Here is a 21,063-nt window from a genome sequence, read left to right as displayed (position 1 = left end):
ATCCGTTGGTTCATTGACCCGGATAATCTAAGTATTTTGTTGTTGCAGCCACAGCAACAGCCGAGTCTTGGTCAGGAAAATCAAGTTCTTCCTGTCTATCCCCAGCTAGATTTAGAGCTTACAGCTTCGCAAGTTTTTGGCTGGTTAAACATGAAGAAAGTATAACAACTTAGTACACAAATGACTCACATGAGTAGATCATTTTGTGTGTCACAAATGATTTAAGATAATTAAATTAATGATTTAAGTAAAATCTTAGCTTTTCAATACGGATTCTGTAATCATGCCAGAACTTATTAATGACCAACCCCCTGATTATGTAGGACAAGGATTATCCTTTCCACTACGAGTTAATATTCAATCTAATCTCCACCTTAGTGCTAACACTTATAATATAGAAGAGTCAATGCGACTGATTCTCGCTACTAAATGGGGTGAACGACTCTACAGACCAGATTTTGGGTCACGGTTAGACGAACTCATTTTTGCACCCATGAATACTGAAACCTTATTACTCATTCGTTTATATGTTACAGAAGCATTAGAACGGTGGGAACCGCGTATTAATCTTATAGGTGTATACGTAGAAGTAGCATCATCTCAGTTAACGAAAAAATCTGATCCTAATCAGGGAAAATTAAATATTGTGATTCAATATCAAATTAAAAACTCCCATGATTCCAAAAGTTTCGTTTATCCATTTTATCTCCAAGCCCCCAATTAAAATGCTACAGCATTTCCTGGTGTTATAAGGTACATATCTAGCGGGCAAGATGCCCGCACCACAAGAGTTTGATCATTCAACTTTGTCGGAAAACGCTGTAAGATAACCAAAAACATGGAACACAAGCCCCGTTTTTCTAGGATGGCTTTTCAACTATTGTGGTAGAATTTTCTGTAGTCACCTTATGGCATTGGGAGATTTTAAACGAACCTCGAGGGAAGTTTGGTTTTTTACGAATAACAATTTACAGGTTATTACAGCACTACAATTAGATACAGCCATAACCGTTCGGAAAAAATTAAAGATCAACCCTAGAATAGAAAGAGAAATTACCGCTTGAGTCTTGCGTCTTGTCGGTTTTCGTTGCATAAATAGGCATAATTTTTAGGTTTTGTGTTATAACCCAGTTGTGAAAACGAACTCAAACGAAAGACTACTCTATGGAACCAGACAAACTGGCACGATTGAAAGAGTACGGTGAATTTATCCTTCGCAAAATTGACTCAGTTCCCCAACGCCCTTCCCAAGAGGAAGATTGGGTTCCCACTAGTCTTGATGATTGTCTGTTGCGGCTGCGAGAGGCTGCTGAGAAAACTGTAGAACTGGCCACCTCCCCGGTAAAAATCGGCGTAATGGGGGAATTTAGCAGCGGTAAAAGTTTGCTGCTAGGTAGTCTAATTGGTTATGCAGACGCTTTACCCGTAAGTGAAAATCCCACCACCGGTAATATCACTGCTATTCATGTGAAATCCCAGGATAGTTTTACAACTACTCAAGTAGAAAATTACACGATAGAATATTTATCTCATGAGGGGGTAAATGAGTGCTTACACTTCATGCTGAAAGAAGCAAACCATCGCGCTATGTCCGCTGGGGTGGCATCTTTACAGGTAGCTAAAATTAAAACCGGTAAAGATATTAGTATTTGGTGTGAAGAAGTTTGGAAAAGTTCCAGTAATTTAGAATTGCGCTATTTAGTGCGGGAGTTGGTGTTATTTTTGCGGGCTTATCAGGCTTATGGTGAGGCTTTATGCGGTCGTTTTTACCAAATTGATGGTATCACCGCCCGTGAAGGTTTACAACTGGCAGAAATGCCCATGGTGATTCAATCTCTCAAATTTGAGGATTTACCACCAGCAAATATCCGCTTACCTAACGCCCCTCAAATATTAGGAACGCAATTATTACAAAATAGTTTTCTCTTAATTCGTCGCGTTGATATTGATGTGAAAATATCACGAGAAATTTGGGATGTTACCGGTGCAGAAGAATTTGTTCTGTTAGATTTTCCAGGGTTGGGTGCGGCTAATTCTGGAACTAGAGATACATTTTTATCATTGCGAGAATTGGCACAGGTACAGACAATTTTAGTCTTACTTAATGGTAAATCACCGGGGAGCGATCGCGCCAATAAAATTTTTACAATGATGCAGCAACAGCGTCCAGGACAAGACCTCAAGGATTTAATTCTTGTGGGTGTGGGACGTTTTGATCAATTACCTTTAGATAGTGAAGGTGGGGAAAGAGAACTAGATTTATTAGTTAATAATCCATCGGATTTTCAACCCTTACAAACAAATACCGTTTTCCAAAAATTGAAAGTTCTCAAAACCATTATTGATGGGGCTGAAGCATTTACTACTCAAAAAGACAGAATTGTTTTATTATCACCATTATTAGGACTGGCGGAATTAGCCAAACGTTCTAGTCAAGTTAAAGCAGGTTCTGAAGAATTTCTCGCCAATTTAGATTATCCAGATTATCTGGAAAGACCGAAAAAATTACAACAAAAATGGGGTAGTTTAAGTGAAGCTTTATTAGCAACAGATGGACGCAATCAATTAGGTAGACAATTGGGTTATTTTGCTCAAGATGGTGGTATTAGTAAATTAAGAGAATTGATTCAAAATCATGTTGCTAATCACGGTTTAAAGCAATTATATGAAGATACCTCTCGGATTGCTGATGTGATTCGTCAACAACAAGAATATCTCAAGGAAATTATTACCGAAATTCACGAACAAGGGATACCCACCATTGATACTCCGGTTTTAATGGAATTGAGAACAGCTATAGAAAATCTAGATAAAACCTACAGAAACTTCCAAAAAGATTTAGGTAAAGAACAACTAAAAGATCGCCGAGGAGTGGTAGTTAGTGATGTCATTAAAGATGAACTAACCTTGAGAATTTTGAATTGGAGTCAGTGGACATTACTATTTAATAAAGTCCAAAATGGTATAATTACCTTAGCTGAATTTAAAGGTGCAGCGGGGAAATTATTTGATAGAGGAAATCGGGTGAATACTTCCCTCCCCACTAAGAGTGATGACTTTTATCCGACCTTTGAGAAAACAATCAAAGAACTGGAAAATTTTGCCAGCGATCGCATTCGTCAAGCCGTGATAGACTTATTAAGTTCATTGGCACATAAAATCACCTTAGAACGGGAAAAATTGCAAGACATTCTTCAGCCAGAAATGGAACAAGAAATTGAAGCAAAATTTGGACTTGAAGAAGCCGATTTATTTTATAAACTGTTATTAGGATGTGATCCTCGCCAATGGAAAGAAGCTATTATTGGGGAAATCAATAATCATGATCAAAATATCAAAGCAGAAAGTATTTTTCCCCTAGCCAGACAAGATGAAAAACATAGTGTAGGACAAATTTTTGATTGGTCACCAGCTAGGAATCAAAACCAGTCTAGAAGCATCAATCATCAACTTTTCGTATTACGATTACGAGATGAAATTACCGCTAGTGCTAGTCTTCACCTAGTGCAGTATGTGAGTGAAATTAATCAGCAGGTGAATATAGAAATCCATGGAATTTTAGATCAAATTATTCCCAGTTTGCAAAATCTTTCCAAAAAAGAAGCATTACTAAGATATATTGCTGCAAGAGATTCACAATCTGAACTAGCCATTCCGGCTTGGTTAGAAATTTTAACCGATATTGCCACAATTAATGAAACTGAATTATTCAGCTATATTTAATTAGTAATACCCTGCTTGTTTCCTGTTCTTCGTCCCTTGGTGGTTTATTTCATCCATATTCTTGCAAATTGTTAAACATTTGCCTTTTTGCTAAAGAACCTGATTGTAAACACCCAAACTAGAAAAGAGTAAACCTGTAGTTATCAAATAAATTTAGGGGAATGCACTACCAATGAATCATTAACAAACAAAAAAAGGAACATCAAAAATGCCTGTGGAAATTCAACTTCTACCTAGCTTTAAATTAGGCATGAAAAAAAACGCACAGTTGCATCTACCCTCCATCCAAATTGTCCCTAATAAAAGCAATATTCCCCACATTTCTCGGATTACCTGCATAGTTAGAGGTACACCATATCAATTAGCAGCAAAAATTCAAAGTAGCTATAGACAATTTAACTCAGTTACACCCAAACAAATTTCTAATATTTGTCAATTAGGACAAGATATCTGTCAGCTAGATACACCTTTAATGACAATAGTTGATTGTACCTTAAAGGTAATTGTAGAATATTTTGATTCTGACGTTGCAGGAAACCCAAATTTGTCTATATCTAATCATGTATGTGCTGAATGTGATCTTTGGTTCATACCCAATTTAGAAAAATCATCTAGTTCATCTACAAAAAATTATCCAGCCATGAATACTTCACAATTTGACCACTATTTAAATAATTTAAGTCAACAACTTAGTGAGAAACTCAACGAAAAACAAAGAAAAAGATTTCCCGGATGGTTAGCCTTAGATTTTGGTACTTCTAACTCTACAGTGACACTTTTTGACCCTATTGAAGTTCCCATTGCGGAAGTTTTACCAAGAGAACAAGAACTGAGATTAAGAGAACGTATGGCTGAGTGGTTAAATTCTCCCTCAGATTTAGCCTTATCAGATGTTAGCGGTGGTGAGTGGGAAAAATTCTTAGCTGATATTAGCAGAAACTTAGAAATAGAATCAGATCAATTAAGCGAAATTTTTGAAACTGATAACAAAGAATTATTTTTAGAAGCAATTCGCCAAATTGAATTATGTTTAGGAACAAGTGATAGATTTCGGCGGGCTGTGAGTAAAAAACTTTATGCTATATATCATGAAGTTTTTCGTGTTCCCACATTAGAATCACAAAATTTAATTCCCGTAGTTTTAGATATTGACCGACGTAGTACAGAAATTCCCAGTGAAATGGAAGTATCGCAATTAATCCCCTTAAAATTACGCATGGGTAGAGACGCAAGAGATAATAGAAAAAAAGCCATAGCCCAAGGAACAACAGCTTCTATTAAAGACATTATTAGCAGATTTCATCATTCACCCAAACGCTATTTTGGTCAAGATAGATTTTTCCCAATTACCTTAGAAGAAGATGAAGAAAATATTCAAGTTAATCGCCTCATTCAAGCAGCTTGGGCGCAATTAATTGAATTAACAGAAGATTATCGTCAACGGGCTAGACGGAGATTTTCGGAAGGCGATTTTTTAACAGCAGTTGTTACCTATCCCACCGTCGCCCCTCCTGTAGTTCGCAAAGAAATTAAGCAATTAGTGCAGGAATTAGGCATTGATGATGTACAAACAGCTTATGATGAAGCGGTTTCTGTAGCTATCTTTTTCCTCTGGCGAGAATTTGGCGGTAATCTTAATATTGGGATTGAATCTTTTAAAACTCGCTGTCGTCAAAATGGTAATAAATGGTCACAAAATGTTCTAGTTTTAGATATTGGTGGCGGTACAACAGACTTAGCTTTAATTGAACTGACTCTAGAAGATAAAACACCTTTCTTTGCAGATAATGAAGATAGAGGTTTAGGAGGACGTTACTATAAACTCACTCCTAAATTATTGGGTTCTTCAGGACATTTACAATTAGGTGGTGAATTAATTACCTTGCGAATTTTCCGCCTATTAAAAGTGGCAATCTCTGATTTTCTTCTCACCGCAGTTACTACAGGTGATATCGAAAGTGATAAATTAGAAGACTTAATTAACTCCGAATTAAACGACCGTTTTTTAGAAGACGGAAAATTTAAAACTGGTAGTTTATTAAAATGTATAGATAAAGAAAATCCCGAAGGTGATGTTGCTTTTAAGGATGCTTTAGATACGGCAGAAAAAGTATTACCAACTCGTTGGCAACAAGCAACCCAACGTCTACAAACCTTTTACACATTGTGGGATCATGCGGAAGCTGCTAAACTCAAATTAGGACAAAAACCACCCACAGATAGTTCTTTATTAACCTTCACCTTAAATGAACAACAAATTGGTGAATTACTTGCACAAAGTTCGATTAAATTTCAAGTTAGAAGTTCTGAATCTATTTCTTTAACTTTAGATCATCAGCAATTTGAACGGGCAGCAACTTCCTCAATTAAAGAAGCAATTGGGATTGCTAAAGGCTTAATGGAAAGCCGTCTCAATTCAGAACCTAATCAAAAAGTAGACTGGTTAATTCTTTCTGGTAAAACTTGTAATCTTGATCTAGTGCAACAACAAATTTATCAAGAATTTAGTCAATCACCCTATTTTGTTTGGAATCCAGAACGAATTACCTTTGTTTTAGAATTTACAAAACTTGCCACTTCCGCAGGTGCTTGTTATGCCGAAAAACTGCGTCGCTTTCGATTTGATCCTGAAGAATCTAAAAATCTGTTACGCAAAGGTGCAAATCAATTAGAAATTGATGTCAAAAACCTATTTTATTATCTTCCTTGTAACTTTAAACGCAAAACCCAAAGTAACGAACCATTAGCCATTTTTAATGCTGGACAAGAACTATATCAACTTGCACCTTCGGACACTGTTGCTAAAGTGCGGACACCTTGGCAAGGAATGCAATTAACAAATATTATTCATCGTCAAGATTATGAAAATGGAACTTTTCGCCTCTGGGGTAGTTTTGATGGTAAGATATTGATGGATAAATTAGGTATGGAAGAACAGGAATTTCTCAAAAAAATCAAAGTTCAATTTGAGATTGATCAAGCTTTACAATTTAGTGTTTTACTATGTCGTGGTAATCCTCATTATTTAATAGATGCCCCTGGTATTGATATTAATTCAGTCATATCTAAAGCTACTGAAAATACTTTATTTATTGATGGCAATTTAAAATGGAATATCGCCATTGAAAATCATCAACACAACTTAAATGATGGTGATATTGCTGTTAATGTTTTAGAGTCAGCCACAGTTGATCAACCCCATGCTTATCATTTAGTATTTGCAGTTGATAATAATAATAGTGATAGTAAATTAATGAAAACATTTCATTATTTACAAGATGGTGTGAAGCAACCAGGAACAGGATTAATTAGTAAACCTTTGCCACCATTTCCCCAAAGTGGTCAACATACATTCTATATTTATCAGACTGATGGTGATACAAATAGTAAAAAATGGCTTAGAATTGGTACACTTAGTAGACCGGATATGATCACAGATTATCCTTGTCAATATCATGTAACTCTTGATAATATGGGAGTATTAAGAATGCACGCTGGTACAGTTCCTTATTTGACATCTAATAATCAAGAATGTCTGGAAAAAGAAGGATGTGTTTATCGTGCAGAATTGGAATTACAACCCAATGAAGTTGATAAAGAACGTGATCCATTTTGCGGTATTCATTAGCTTGAATTTGTTGGTTTGATGTAAAAAAATCCAACATTATTAATTATTGAATTGTTTTTTGTTGGGTTGTGCCGTCACTTAACCCAACCTACTTTTTACTATTTTCATCCTGATAAAATTATGCAGTATTTACATAAACTACTAAATACAGAAAACTCAGAATTAGCCAAAATATTGCGGTTTAATTTATATGGATTAGTCGCAACTTTAACAAAAGCAAATCAAGAATATCCAATTGATCCAGGATATCAAATATGTGAAGAACTCCTGGAAGAACTTCATCAATTATTACAAACTTTACCATCTCCAAATTCTTTAATTCTTGAACCAGTCGTAAAACAATCTCAAGTAATAAACGAATTAAAATTATTAAAATTAAAAGATGCTTTTAATGATGATAATGAATTAAATTTTTATTTAGGTAATGCCCATATTCAAAGTCAAACTGATGAAGAACTATGGAACGAAATTCATAGAAAACTTTTGCGAGTTCCTGAAGATTTAGCTATATCTTGGCAACATAAAGCTTTAGAATTTGCCCAGGAAATAGGGGCAATTGCAGATGATGATAATCTTGAACAATTACCATTTGTGCGTGATGAAATTATTTATCCAGGGTTGAATGGTACAGTTAAAGCGAAAGGACTATGTTTATCTCAACAAGCGTTAATAAATTCAGAAATTAATCAAAATCATCTTTCTGAAAACTTATATTTAATGACAGGATTTTTACTTTTATATATTAAATTTATAGAAATAGATAAGGACTTATATCATGCTTTAAAAAGTGTTTTTAGCTTTGATGTCGTTGCTTTAAATTCTAAATTGGAACAACGTCATCAATATATTGATGCTTTGAATGATCGCTTTCACCGCATCCAAAAATCCGATGAAAATACTGATATAGTGTTTAACTTATGTGCTTGGATTGACATGGATGAAGCCATTCATTCTCTAGTATTTATTCCCCCTGTTGAACGTTATTCTTGGTGGGGAAATTTACAAAAAGAATCCCGTCGTTTGCTGAGAAAAGTTGCTGATAAAGCTGTTAAAGCAGGTAATGATGTGAGACTAAAACAGTTATCAGGACTGTATGCTGACGTTTGTGAGTTATCTAAAGATGACTTACAATTAGACTGTGGTGGTACTCCTGGTGAAGTATTAACTTGTTTACGAGTTTATGCTAGAATTAATCAGCAAGAGTATCCAGGAAGGGTAATATTTAGGACTTTAAGGTAGCCAAGTGATGTTTTCCAAAGAGTAAATAAAGTTTTCTTAGATACAATTACTAAAAACCTTCATAATAACTCCTTTTATTATTCAGTATCACCAAAAAATAAAGGTAAAACAAACGCTGCAATAATTCCCCCTAATACAATCACCTCGATTATTTTCAATAATAAACTACCGTCCATAAACTGATTAATTTCTTCCCTAATATTAGTAGAAAAATTACCCAACCAACCACGCAAACGAATATACCAGTTAACAGGACTATCTTCTGGTCGAAATTTCCATGATATTATTGACAGTAATAATGGCAAACCTCCCACTTTAGCAGACATCAAAAGATGAATTGCTAAACAACAAATCATAATTAACCAAGCTATTAAATGAGCATAATACCAAACATGATCAAGTTCTCCTGTAGGTAACCATTCTTCCTTCATCATTCTGCCAGAAACTACCGCCAAAACACCAGCAAGTAACATTTTAGTATTTGCTAAACGTTGTAGACTTACCCACCAAATTGGTCTACCAAATTGAGTTAAATTTTGGATAGAGTCTGGTTGTAATAAGCGTCTTTTCCCAGCATGAAAACTATAAACAGCAAAAAATGGGAGTAAAATTAGGAAAAATACGGCTAATGTCCCGTGAATGTCCTGAATAGGATTTATTTTGGGTAGGGGAATATATCCAAATCTTTTGTCAAAAGTGTTGTAAACTAAGAATCCACTGATAATTGCGCCAATTACTAAAGTTCCGCTGATACCATGCAGGATTCGTAATATTAAGGGTTGATAGGGTGTTGAACGGTTCATAAGCTGATATGGTAGGTTGTGAAGATGGGTAATTTTGCTGTAGCTGCGTAGAATGTATAATTTATATTATCACTTCTCGAACCTCAAACAACATGAATATCAAAAGTCCTCTCCGTTATCCTGGTGGAAAATCAAGAGCAATTAAAACAATCTCTGAATATCTTCCAGAAAAGTTTTCCGAATTTAGAGAACCCTTTGTGGGTGGTGGTTCAGTTTTCATTTATCTGAAACAACAATTTCCCAATTTAAAGATTTCCATTAACGATTTAAACCCAGAATTATTTTTATTTTGGCATTTGGCAAAATCTGATTTATCAAAACTAGTTTCCGCAGTTCGTCAAATTAAAGAAAATCACCAAGATGGAAAATTACTCTTTGCAAAATTAGCTCATGTAGATATCAACACCTTATCAGACTTAGAAAGAGCAACGCGCTTTTTTGTTCTGAATAGAATTACATTTTCTGGAACAATAGAATCAGGAGGTTTTTCCTTAGAATCTTTTCATAAAAGATTTACCAATTCATCCATAGATAGACTGGAAAAATTAGAAAGTATCTTAACACAAGATATAAAAATTACCAACTTGGATTACAGCCATCTTATTAATGAACCAGGAAAAGACGTATTCATATTTTTAGATCCTCCCTATTTCAAAGCCGAAAAATCCAAATTATATGGTAAAAAAGGAGATTTACATACAGGATTTGATCACCAAAGACTTGCCCAAACATTAAAACAATGTCCCCATAACTGGTTAATTACCTATGACAATTGCCCAGAAATTAGAGAAAACTTTCAATGGGCAAATATCACCGAATGGGAATTACAATATGGTATGAACAACTATAAACAAAAAAAAGCCGAAAAAGGACAAGAACTATTCATTAGTAATTATGAAATCAAACAAAAATTACAAAAATCTCAACTCATTGCTTAAACCTTATCATTGCGTTCTTTCTTCGCGCCTCCGCGTGAAACAAAAAGCCATTTTTCGGTAAAATGAAATCCAACATTACAAAAAAACAAACAATGGATTTTACTATTTGGTCCGACCTGCTCAAACAATTATTAGAACGTCAATCATTATCCCGCACCCAAGCAGCCGAATTAATGCAAGGGTGGATAAAAGAAGCTATTCCCCCAGAATTATCCGGGGCTATTTTAATGGCTTTAAACTTTAAAGGTGTTTGTGCTGAAGAATTAACAGGAATGGCAGAAGTATTAAAATCTCTATCTTCCGTACCTATCAACAAAAGCGGAGAAACCCCACCTTTACCATTAATTGATACCTGTGGTACTGGTGGTGACGGAGCCTCCACATTTAATATTTCCACCGCAGTAGCTTTTGTGGTAGCAGCCGCAGGTGTACCCGTCGCTAAACATGGTAGTCGTTCAGCCTCCAGTCTCACAGGAAGCGCTGACGTTTTAGAAGCATTGGGTGTTAATTTGACTGCTGCGAGTGAAAAAGTCCAAGCAGCAGTACAAGAAGTAGGAATTACCTTTTTATTTGCACCGGGGTGGCATCCAGCACTAAAAGCAGTTGCCCCATTACGAAGAAATCTCAAGGTCAGAACAGTATTTAACTTACTTGGACCCCTAGTAAATCCCCTGAATCCCACCGGTCAGGTAATTGGTGTATTTGACCCTAAACTGATATTAACTATGGCAGAAGCCTTAAATCTCCTGGGTACACAAACAGCAATTGTTTTACATGGTCGAGAAAAATTAGATGAAGCTGGTTTAGGGGATATTACTGACTTGGCGATATTAAAGCATGGTAAAGTAGAATTAAATACAATTGATCCCCAAGCAGCAGGACTAATACCCGCCCCCATTACCGCTATTAAAGGTGGTAATGTCCAAGAAAATGCCATCATTCTTCAAAGAGTTTTACAAGGGAAAGGGACACAAGCACAACAGGACATAGTAGCCTTAAATGCTTCCTTAGCATTACAAGTAGCAGGTGCAGTTCCCTGGTTAAATCATGCTCAAGGGGTAACTCTAGCTAAAGAAATTTTACAAAGCGGTAGTCCCTGGACAAAGTTGGAACATTTAATTGAATTCCTGGGGGATTAGATTCTGAGTGGGTTTGGGGGCGAAATTCCACCACATTACGTTTGATAGTTACATCGTAATTACCGAAAAAATCATGTCCTAAAAGTCCTGTTTCTAATTCCGTACCAGCGATCGCTACTGGGACCTTACTTACCGTCATTCCCCCGACTTCCATAGAATCAAGATAGCCAATGGGAAATTCTACAGCCTTAGCACTAGCCGTATTAGCTTTAGCTTTACCGACAGGTACCACCCCTAAAGCCGCTGCTATCTTCTTTGTAATCACAGTTCCACTCGCCCCCGTATCCACAATCATTTCAAATCGTTGTGTCCCATTAAAGGTAACTTCAATAATTGGTGTGCCACTGATACGTCGCTTAATTGGGGCAATAAACACCTCCTTGTTGCCAGAAAGCATTGCTAATGGAGAAGGAGTAGGTTTAGATAAAGATAGTTTTGATCCCTTGACCGGGGGAACTATGACGGTATTCTGCGGTTTAGGAACATTAATTACCACTGGTTGCGGCTGAGTTACAGAAGATGCTAAATTTCTAGGTTGAGCTTTTCGACGAGCATTAGCAATTTGACGGCGATATTCAACAATTTGGCGTTGAGCAAAGGAAAAATTGCCACTATCACGTCGGATTTGCTTCATCAAAACGATAGCATCTTGTAACTGACTCACCACCAAATTCCAATCATCCACAGATACAGCAGATTGGCTGATACTTTTAGCACCAGCAGCTTTATTTAGTGCCATTTCCAAAGGACTTAATTCAGTGGGAGAAAGTTCTAGTGGTGTTGATTTTGGACTAGCTAACAGTTGTTGACGTTGGGCAGAAGAACCTATTGCCGCCAAACTACCAGTTGACAAAGATGGTTGAGATTCACCAGTTGTCTTTGTCTGCTGATTTTGCTCACAGGCAACAGTCAAAACCGCTAAACCAACGGCACAAAAAATGAGGGCTGTCCGGGACAAAAAAGGCTCAAGCATAGTGAATGTTTTAACCGACCTGGCTGCTCTTCCCAAGTGTACTCCTCCCACCTAATGAAAAATGCTTGAATGTTGAATCATTTCAAAATTATAGAAATGAATATTGTAGATGTAGACTCCCCACCTTCATAAACCATGAGAAAATATACCTTTGCCGTCTTCTAAAAAAATAAGTTATAGAAGATATAAAACCCCTTTTTCTCTCCAATTACCAATTACAAACAACCTATGTCCCTATCTGACGCAACACCTGCTCTACTTGTCCTAGCAGATGGCTCTACCTATCGCGGTTGGTCCTTCGGTGCTACAGGAACCGCCATTGGAGAAATCGTATTTAACACAGGCATGACCGGATATCAAGAAGTGTTAACCGATCCTAGTTACTGCGGTCAAATTGTCATCTTTACCTATCCAGAATTAGGTAACACTGGTATTAATTCCGAAGACGAAGAATCAACCCAACCTCATGTTAAGGGAGCGATCGCTCGGAATATATGTTATAAACCCAGTAACTGGCGTTCCACCCAATCCCTCCCCAACTACCTGCAACAGCACCAAATACCGGGCATCTTCGGCATAGACACCCGCGCCCTCACTCGAAAAATTCGCACCTTGGGGGCGATGAATGGCGGCATTTCCACAACAATTCTTGACGAAACAGAATTGTTAGAAATGGTACAAGCCGCTCCCAACATGACAGGACTAAATCTAGTCAAAGAAGTCACCACACCAACAGTTTACGAATGGCTGGAAGCCACAACCCCCCCCTGGGAATTTAACCCCGAAGCCGTAACTAAAATTAGGGAAACCTTCACCGTTGTTGCTTTAGACTTTGGTATCAAACGGAATATTTTACGACGGTTAGCCAGTTATGGATGTCGCGTCATAGTTGTTCCTGCCGATACACAACCAGAAGAAATTCTCAAATACAATCCAGATGGTATTTTCCTTTCCAACGGACCTGGAGACCCCGCCGCAGTCACAGAAGGGATCAACACCACCAGAGCCTTACTGGAAAGACAAAAACCCATGTTTGGAATTTGTATGGGACACCAAATTTTAGGTCATGCTCTCGGAGCAGAAACATTTAAACTAAAATTTGGACATCGGGGTTTAAATCAACCAGCCGGCTTGCAACAACGAGTAGAAATTACCAGCCAAAATCACAGTTTTGCCCTTGACCCAGACTCCTTACCCACAGCCACAGTCGAAGTTAGCCATTTTAACCTTAATGATCTGACAGTAGCTGGAGTCCGTCATAAGTCCCTACCTGTGTTTTCTGTCCAGTATCACCCAGAGGCCAGTCCTGGACCCCATGATGCTGATTACTTGTTTGAGCAATTTGTGTTAAAAATGCAAGCATCACGTCAAGGAACAAAAGCCTAACTTGAGTAAACATAAAAAATGTCATAATGGACACTGGTAATTAGTAAAAATTTTTGCCAGTCCCCAGAATGGACAACTTGCTCAAAAACCATCTACACTAGAACGTTTACTTTTAGTAAAAAGAACGAGGAGGAAATCATAGCTGAACCACTAAATCTAACCGTGAGCCTGAGAGGTACACGCGAAGTCCGGGATAACTATCAGCTATTCCGCCTCACGGGCTTATTAGACGCATTCTCTGAGCCAACATTTCGGAAGACACTCAGCAGTAAAATTGAAGAAGGTCCAAAAAACATCATTTTGGATCTTTCACAAATAGACTTTGTAGATAGTTCGGGATTAGGTGCGCTGGTACAATTGGCCAAACTGGCTAAACCTGAACCCGGAAGTACAGGCAGTTTCCAAATTGTCACTAATGCCCGCGTTACCCAAACAGTTAAGCTTGTTCGCTTAGAAAAGTTCCTGTCTTTACAACCGTCAGTTGATGCAGCAGTAGAAAACATCCCAGCAAATTGATTGCTTGAATGGAAAATCTCAATTAGGCTATCCGGTGTTAAACTTGGATAGCTTAATTTTTCGTAAAGCAAAAATCTATCTTTTGGTGATAAAGTAACAACACCTAATTTAATGTACCATGTTAAAAGTTAAATATAACTCAACACAGGTCTTTAAAAAAAATTGTAGGTTGGGTAGAATAAAGTGAAATCCAAAATTGTATAGGTTGGGGGGAATAACGTTATCCCCAGCACTGTGTAGGTTGGGTAGAATAAAGTGAAACCCAAAATTTGTACGAGTTTATTGGGTTTTCTTCCTGATCGTAAATACACCAAACGATTTGAAAGGTTGTTTTGTCTAGGCTGGCAACTCCGAATAACTCCCAAAGGTCAAGCAAACAAAATCAGTAATTTTTGGTAATTGTTACTAGTTTAGAATAGGCTAAGTACGCGAACATTGCTTTTGCAATCAGAGTAGTGTTCGCCAAAATTGTCTCCCGATGTAGTGCTTTTTTAAGGAATGATGAATCTGTGAAGTCAAAGGAGGAAACAGGCCAACACGAAGAGGATGAAACTGCTACACAGCATTCATCAGATATTGACCAATGGTTGGTAAATGCGACGCAACTGCCCCAGCAAATATCCCCAGCCCAAATAAAACAGATATCTCCCTCAGCTTTAGCCTACTTGGGGGATGCAATTTATGAATTATATGTTAGAATGTTTTATCTGTGGCCACAACAGCGGTTGGACAATTACCATCGTTCTGTTGTGGATCAGGTAAGAGCAGAAACACAAGCGCTACATTTGCGAATGTTAACTCCTTACTTGAGGAGTAACGAATTAGAAATAGTTCGCAGAGGTCGTAACTCTGCCACGAGTCGTCATAAACGACTCAATCCCGAAATTTATCAACAGGCAACTAGTTTAGAAACCTTAGTTGGCTACTTATATCTTACTGATTACCCCCGTTTAACCGAATTATTACAAAAACTTCCCCTAGAAAAATAGTGAGAAGCTACATCTAGCGATTGTTACTGATTTGTAATGGTTTATTAAATTGATGTTATCGGACTGTTCACTTAAATCAAATCTCAATACTGTTATGACAAGTCAACCGAAAAAAAATCATTCTGCTGCACAATCAAAACGTGGACAACCTGTAAAAATCAAGGGTAAGCACGTTATTTCCCAACCTGCTCGTAATCAAGGTAAAAGTGACGGTAAGCCCATTTCCATCAAACCCCGCTCGTCTCGGTATTCCGAGCAGCCCCCAGAAATTAAAGTAGATAGAGAAGGTAAATCCTATTCCGTCAAACCCCGCTCGTCTCGGTATTCCGAGCAGCCCCCAGAAATTAAAGTAGATAGAGAAGGTAAATCCTATTCCGTCAAACCCCGCTCGTCTCGCTATTCCGAGCAGTCCCCAGAAATTAAAGTAGATAGAGAAGGTAAATCCTATTCTGTAAAACCCCGCTCGTCTCGCTATTCCGAACAGTCCCCAGAAATTAAAGTAGATAGAGAAGGTAAATCCTATTCCGTCAAACCCCGCTCGTCTCGCTATTCCGAACAGTCCCCAGAAATTAGATTGAGAAAGGATAAAGAAAGTAAATCCTATACTGGGAAACCTCGGACATCTCGCTACGGTTCTGAACAATCCTCAGAAATTACATTAGCTGAAGGTAAATCCTTCACGGCTAGATACCGTCCCGCGTATCAATCTTCCCAACAACTTCCAGAAATTACATCTACAGAAGAGAGTGATCTAATTTACGGTCGTCATCCAGTTTTGACAGCATTAGAAAATGAACGGAGTATTAACCGTCTTTGGATTACTACCCGTCTCCGTTATGATCCCAGATTTCATCATTTGATTTTGCAAGCCAAGGATAATGGTGCAGTTATTGATGAAGTTGAACCAATGCGGTTAGACCAAATTACTGGTCGGGCCAATCATCAAGGGATAGCGGCTCAAATTGCTCCTTATGCCTATATTGAATTAGAAGACCTAATTACTAAGGCTAAATCTGTTACTGACCCTGTAATTGTGGTTGCTGATGGTATTACTGATCCCCACAATTTAGGGGCAATTATTCGGACAGCGGAGGCCATTGGTGCTCATGGTTTGGTAATTCCCCAAAGAAGGGCAGCGGGAATTACTTCCACAGTGGTGAAAGTTGCTGCAGGTGCTTTAGAAACCTTCCCTGTGTCTAGAGTTGTTAATCTCGGTCGCGCTTTAGAACAGTTAAAAGAAGAAGGTTTTTGGATTTACGGAACTGCGGTTACAGGTAGCGAACCATTACAAAACGTTAAGTTTAGCGGACCTGTAGTTTTAGTTGTGGGTGGTGAAGGTGAAGGTCTGGGGATGTTGACACAACGTTCTTGTGATGTTTTGGTATCTATTCCCTTACAAGGTAAGACTCCTAGCCTTAATGCTTCTGTGGCAACTGGTATGGCACTTTACGAAATTTATCGTCAAAAATCGCAGAATACACTATATCTTGATAAACTACAGACAATTGCTTTGAAAAAACCATAGTACAAAGGCTGATTTCGTGGAAAATAAAAATCTACGAAATTAGTAACCATAAACAAAACAATGTGAAAGACAATAAATCTCTAATCTCTTTGCACACAACCAGTTACACGTTTATAAATCGAAGAAAACCATGAAAGCGATTTTGAATAACTTCCAAGAGGGGTTAATTAATATATTCAATGGACTCGGACTTGCTTGGTGGGTAGAAGTTATTACACAAAACCCCAGTTGTACATACTACTTCGGTCCGTTTCTGAGTTCTGCAGAAGCAAGTGAGGCCAGCAATGGCTATATAGAAGATTTGGAAATTGAAGGAGCTCAGGGAATTATAGTGAATGTCAAACGCTGTAAACCCAATGTTTTAACAATTGCTGAAGACTTGGGGGAATGGATTGACCGTAAAGTAAAGCCTGTCTTTAGCGGTCAAATTTAGTTTGATTACCAATTTCAGAGGCTGCTCTCGTTCCTGGGCTAGTCCTGGGAACAACTATACTCAATTTAACTTTTTGTGATTTGAGGATGTTCTCAAAATAGGAATTGAGAAGTGAAAAGTTATACTCATCACTTCCCATAAGACTACTCCTTACACTTATTGCAATTAGAACAGTTAATCAGTACGTGCCACCTCTATCTAAAGAGGCAGATTTATTGGCAATAATGATAAAATTGGTATAAATTAGCCCAATTATCAAATTATTGTTTACCCTGCAATATTTTTTCAATATCTGTTAACTTCACAGGCCCAGAAAAATTCGGACTGGTAATGATAAAAGAAGGTGTTCCCCCTAGTCCTAATTTTTGTGCTAATAATAGGTCTTTGCCAATGGAATTATTAGCTAATTTGCGATCACTATTGAATTTTGTGAGATTTAACTTTAGCTTTTTAGCCGTATCTAAATATAAAGTCTCACCCAGTTGTTTTTGATTGGCAAACAAGGTATTATGATATTCCCAAAACTTACCTTGTTGATGTGCTGCCCATGCGGCTGTAGCTGCAGGTAAGGCTTGATCATGAATTTGATAAAGGGGAAAGTGTTTATAAACTAAGGTGAATTTACCAGGATATTTGGCTAGTAAACCTTTAAGAGTTTTATTAGCTTCCGCACAATAGGGACATTCAAAATCCGAGAATTCTATCAATACAGTTTTTGATTTATTTGCACCAATTGTGGGAGAATCATCAATAATAGCTTGAGGATTTGCTTGAAAATTATTGATAAATTCTTGTCGTGATTGTTGTAATTTCTGTTGCTGTCTCTCCTGGTATGTTTCTACAGAATCAAGAATGATTTCTGGGTGTTTGCGAATAATTTCTAAAACCTGTTGTTCTAGTTGGGGATCAATTTTAACATCAGCTTGGGCAGGAAGTGACCAGCCTAATATCAAGCAGATTAAGCTAATAGTTGCCAAATTACGGAACTGAGTCAAAATTCTAAACATTTTCGCAGAGTATAACATTTTCTAAATTTCCGAAATTATGCCTTTCCTAAATATAGATTTTTAAACTAAAGTTGACAATTACCAATTACCAATCACTACACTAAACTAGAAACTTGAGTGAAAAATATAAATTATGAACAGTACAATTTTGCTGACATCTGTATTGTTACTCACATTCAACTTATCAAGTACAGTCCAAGCTGGAAATTATGAAGATATTAGACAGTTATTAGCAAGTAAACAATGCCCAAAATGTCTTCTCAGTAATGCTGGGTTGGTAATGGCTGACTTATCTGGGGCTAATTTAAGCGGTGCTAATCTTGTAGGGGCAAATTTAAGTCGAGCAAATTTAGCTGGTGCTGATTTACGGGGGGCAAATTTAAGCGGTGCAAGTTTATTTGGTGTAAATTTAAGTGAAGCTAAACTTAGTGGGGCAAATTTAACAGGTGCTGATTTAAGAAATACCTTTTTAATGAATGCTGAATTAAAAGGTGCTAATATTACAGGGACAAATTTTCAAGGTGCAGTCGGAATACCTTCACAAATTGCCAAATCAGAAGATTTTTATGCTTGGGGTGTAGCGGCCGCAGAAAAGGGGAATCTGAACCCAGCTATTGATTATTTTAGTCGAGCTATTGCCCTACAACCAGACTATGCAGGGGCATATTTAGCCCGTGGTGTCGCTAGTTATCAAAGTTTAGACAGAAATAATGCCTTAAAAGATGCTCAAAAGGCAGCAGAATTATTTGAAAAAACCAAAAATGCCGAAGGACTGAAAACAGCGCAAGCTTTCATTATAGAATTAAAAACACCCTATACCGAAACAGTGAATACGGGTAAACCTAGCTTTATGGATTTTGTGGGAAGTTTAGGTTCAGTCCTATTACAGTTTCTACCCTTCTAATCTCAAGCCCATTCAATCATGATTTTCTATCTGCGTTCATCTGCGTTCATCTGCGGTTAATTATTCTAGAAATCTGATTAAATTTAGTACAAGGAATACTCATAAATAATCGTAAACAAGGGAAAAAATAGATGTCAGACAATTTTAAGAGTAAAGCTATCACACAAGGGGTACAGCGATCGCCCAATCGTGCTATGCTAAGGGCTGTAGGTTTTGAAGATGCAGATTTCAACAAAGCCATTGTTGGTGTAGCCAATGCTTACAGCACCATTACCCCTTGTAACATGGGAATTAACGAACTGGCACAAAAGGCGCAAAGTGCGATTAAAACCGCTGGTGCCATGCCCCAAGTTTTCGGGACAATTACCATTAGTGACGGTATTTCCATGGGAACAGAAGGCATGAAATGCTCCCTAGTATCACGGGAAGTAATTGCTGATTCCATTGAAACAGTCTGTACAGGGCAAAGTATGGACGGTGTATTAGCCATTGGTGGTTGTGATAAAAATATGCCAGGGGCAATGTTAGCTATGGCGCGGATGAATATCCCTGCTATCTTTGTTTATGGTGGCACAATCAAACCCGGACATTATGACGGTAAAGATTTAACTGTTGTTAGTTCCTTTGAAGCTGTTGGCCAGTACAGCGCGGGAAAAATTGACGAAAATGAACTGTTAGCAGTTGAACGGGGTGCTTGCCCAGGTGCAGGTTCATGTGGAGGGATGTTTACGGCTAATACCATGTCCTCAGCATTTGAAGCAATGGGCATGAGTTTACCCTACTCCTCCACAATGGCTGCTGAAGACCCAGAAAAAGCCGACAGCACCGAACAATCAGCCGTTGTCCTTGTCGAAGCCATTCGCAAGCAGATATTACCCCGACAAATTATCACCCGCAAATCTATAGAAAACGCCATTTCCATTATTATGGCTGTGGGTGGTTCTACTAATGCAGTATTACATTTTCTAGCGATCGCCCGCGCTGCTGGTGTAGAATTAATAATAGACGACTTTGAAACCATTCGCGGACGTGTTCCCGTTTTGTGTGATTTAAAACCTAGTGGTAGATATGTGGCCACGGATTTACACAAAGCTGGCGGTATTCCCCAAGTCATGAAAATGCTATTAGCGCGTGATTTACTCCATGGGGATTGTATGACAATTTCCGGGCAAACCGTCGCCGAAGTTTTAGCCGACATCCCCGCAGAACCACGGACAGACCAAGACGTAATTCGTCCCTGGAATAATCCGATGTATGCTCAAGGACACTTAGCTATTCTCAAGGGCAACCTAGCCACGGAAGGGGCAGTAGCAAAAATTACCGGAGTTAAAAAACCTGTGATTACAGGACCGGCAAGAGTATTTGAATCAGAAGAATCCTGTTTAGATGCTATTTTAGCTGGAAATATCAAAGCCGGGGATGTGATTGTTATCCGCTATGAAGGACCAAAGGGGGGACCGGGTATGAGAGAAATGCTGGCCCCGACTTCGGCCATTATTGGGGCTGGGTTAGGTGACTCTGTAGGATTAATTACCGACGGACGGTTTTCTGGTGGTACTTACGGTATGGTGGTCGGTCATGTTGCCCCAGAAGCGGCTGTAGGTGGTAATATAGCTTTAGTAGTAGAAGGTGATAGCATTACTATTGATGCTAAGGGACGTTTGTTGCAACTGAATGTATCCGAAGCAGAATTAGGGATTCGTCGCGCAAATTGGCAACCACTTCCACCCCGATATACTAAAGGGGTACTGGCAAAATATGCCAAACTGGTATCATCTAGTAGTGTGGGTGCAGTGACAGATTTGGATTTATTTACTTACTAATTAGTAATTATACACCACTTCCCGGTGTTATGAGGTA

General features: G+C 38.0%; 16 protein-coding genes. 13 read left to right on the top strand and 3 right to left on the bottom strand.

What is annotated here, in order from left to right; genetic code table 11:
- Positions 1-283 precede the first annotated feature (283 nt).
- The 4 genes from H6G44_RS14150 to H6G44_RS14135 all read left to right on the top strand — a co-directional run bounded on the left by H6G44_RS14150 (position 284) and on the right by H6G44_RS14135 (position 8,590).
- Entirely contained in the window at positions 284-724 is a 441-nt protein-coding gene (locus H6G44_RS14150; RefSeq protein ID WP_190387266.1) for a GPW/gp25 family protein, read from the top strand.
- A gap of 440 nt (positions 725-1,164) precedes the next feature.
- Positions 1,165-3,723: a dynamin family protein gene (locus tag H6G44_RS14145; protein ID WP_190387267.1), complete on the top strand. Its 2,559-nt coding sequence runs from the start codon at positions 1,165-1,167 to the stop codon at positions 3,721-3,723.
- Between the two features lie 208 nt (positions 3,724-3,931).
- Complete coding sequence (locus H6G44_RS14140; RefSeq protein ID WP_190387268.1) at positions 3,932-7,351, top strand: virulence factor SrfB; 3,420 nt, start codon at positions 3,932-3,934, stop codon at positions 7,349-7,351.
- Between the two features lie 120 nt (positions 7,352-7,471).
- Positions 7,472-8,590, top strand: a complete 1,119-nt coding sequence (locus H6G44_RS14135; RefSeq protein WP_190387269.1) for a hypothetical protein — start codon at positions 7,472-7,474, stop codon at positions 8,588-8,590.
- A gap of 77 nt (positions 8,591-8,667) precedes the next feature.
- Here H6G44_RS14135 and H6G44_RS14130 read toward each other — a convergent pair whose 3' ends face one another.
- Positions 8,668-9,393 carry a cytochrome b/b6 domain-containing protein gene (locus H6G44_RS14130; protein ID WP_190387270.1) on the bottom strand — a complete coding sequence of 242 codons (726 nt, stop codon included), beginning with the start codon at positions 9,391-9,393 and terminating at the stop codon, positions 8,668-8,670.
- Between the two features lie 92 nt (positions 9,394-9,485).
- On the opposite strand from H6G44_RS14130, the gene H6G44_RS14125 reads away from it, so the two are divergent.
- Both H6G44_RS14125 and trpD read left to right on the top strand, forming a co-directional pair.
- The gene (locus H6G44_RS14125) at positions 9,486-10,331 is read left to right on the top strand and encodes a DNA adenine methylase (RefSeq protein WP_190387271.1); all 846 of its coding nucleotides are present in this window, start codon (positions 9,486-9,488) and stop codon (positions 10,329-10,331) included.
- Positions 10,332-10,393: 62 nt separating this feature from the next.
- Positions 10,394-11,470: an anthranilate phosphoribosyltransferase gene (gene trpD, locus H6G44_RS14120; RefSeq protein WP_242031750.1), complete on the top strand. Its 1,077-nt coding sequence runs from the start codon at positions 10,394-10,396 to the stop codon at positions 11,468-11,470.
- On the opposite strand, the gene H6G44_RS14115 is transcribed toward trpD, so the two are convergent.
- Positions 11,400-12,443 carry a retropepsin-like aspartic protease family protein gene (locus H6G44_RS14115; protein ID WP_190387272.1) on the bottom strand — a complete coding sequence of 348 codons (1,044 nt, stop codon included), beginning with the start codon at positions 12,441-12,443 and terminating at the stop codon, positions 11,400-11,402. The two genes, trpD and H6G44_RS14115, sit on opposite strands and share 71 nt — an antisense overlap.
- A gap of 228 nt (positions 12,444-12,671) precedes the next feature.
- Between H6G44_RS14115 and carA the strand changes: the two genes are divergently transcribed.
- The 5 genes from carA to H6G44_RS14090 all read left to right on the top strand — a co-directional run bounded on the left by carA (position 12,672) and on the right by H6G44_RS14090 (position 17,292).
- Entirely contained in the window at positions 12,672-13,829 is a 1,158-nt protein-coding gene (gene carA / locus H6G44_RS14110) for a glutamine-hydrolyzing carbamoyl-phosphate synthase small subunit (protein ID WP_190387273.1), read from the top strand.
- A 162-nt stretch (positions 13,830-13,991) separates the two neighbouring features.
- Entirely contained in the window at positions 13,992-14,345 is a 354-nt protein-coding gene (locus H6G44_RS14105; RefSeq protein ID WP_311138811.1) for an STAS domain-containing protein, read from the top strand.
- 509 nt (positions 14,346-14,854) lie between these two features.
- Positions 14,855-15,334: a Mini-ribonuclease 3 gene (locus tag H6G44_RS14100; RefSeq protein WP_190387274.1), complete on the top strand. Its 480-nt coding sequence runs from the start codon at positions 14,855-14,857 to the stop codon at positions 15,332-15,334.
- Between the two features lie 418 nt (positions 15,335-15,752).
- Complete coding sequence (gene rlmB, locus H6G44_RS14095) at positions 15,753-16,859, top strand: 23S rRNA (guanosine(2251)-2'-O)-methyltransferase RlmB (RefSeq protein ID WP_420867567.1); 1,107 nt, start codon at positions 15,753-15,755, stop codon at positions 16,857-16,859.
- A gap of 130 nt (positions 16,860-16,989) precedes the next feature.
- Positions 16,990-17,292: a DUF1816 domain-containing protein gene (locus H6G44_RS14090; RefSeq protein WP_190387275.1), complete on the top strand. Its 303-nt coding sequence runs from the start codon at positions 16,990-16,992 to the stop codon at positions 17,290-17,292.
- 260 nt (positions 17,293-17,552) lie between these two features.
- Here the strand turns inward: H6G44_RS14090 and H6G44_RS14085 are convergent, their stop codons facing one another.
- Entirely contained in the window at positions 17,553-18,299 is a 747-nt protein-coding gene (locus H6G44_RS14085; RefSeq protein ID WP_190387304.1) for a DsbA family protein, read from the bottom strand.
- A 133-nt stretch (positions 18,300-18,432) separates the two neighbouring features.
- Between H6G44_RS14085 and H6G44_RS14080 the strand changes: the two genes are divergently transcribed.
- The gene (locus H6G44_RS14080; protein WP_190387276.1) at positions 18,433-19,203 is read left to right on the top strand and encodes a pentapeptide repeat-containing protein; all 771 of its coding nucleotides are present in this window, start codon (positions 18,433-18,435) and stop codon (positions 19,201-19,203) included.
- A gap of 131 nt (positions 19,204-19,334) precedes the next feature.
- Positions 19,335-21,026, top strand: a complete 1,692-nt coding sequence (gene ilvD, locus H6G44_RS14075) for a dihydroxy-acid dehydratase (protein WP_190387277.1) — start codon at positions 19,335-19,337, stop codon at positions 21,024-21,026.
- The last annotated feature ends 37 nt before the right edge of the window (positions 21,027-21,063 follow it).

Origin of the sequence: Aphanizomenon flos-aquae FACHB-1287 (genome assembly GCF_014698755.1) — a bacterium.
Classification (GTDB): Bacteria; Cyanobacteriota; Cyanobacteriia; order Cyanobacteriales; family Nostocaceae; genus Dolichospermum; species Dolichospermum flosaquae.
This window is presented reverse-complemented; position numbering and strand designations above follow the sequence as displayed.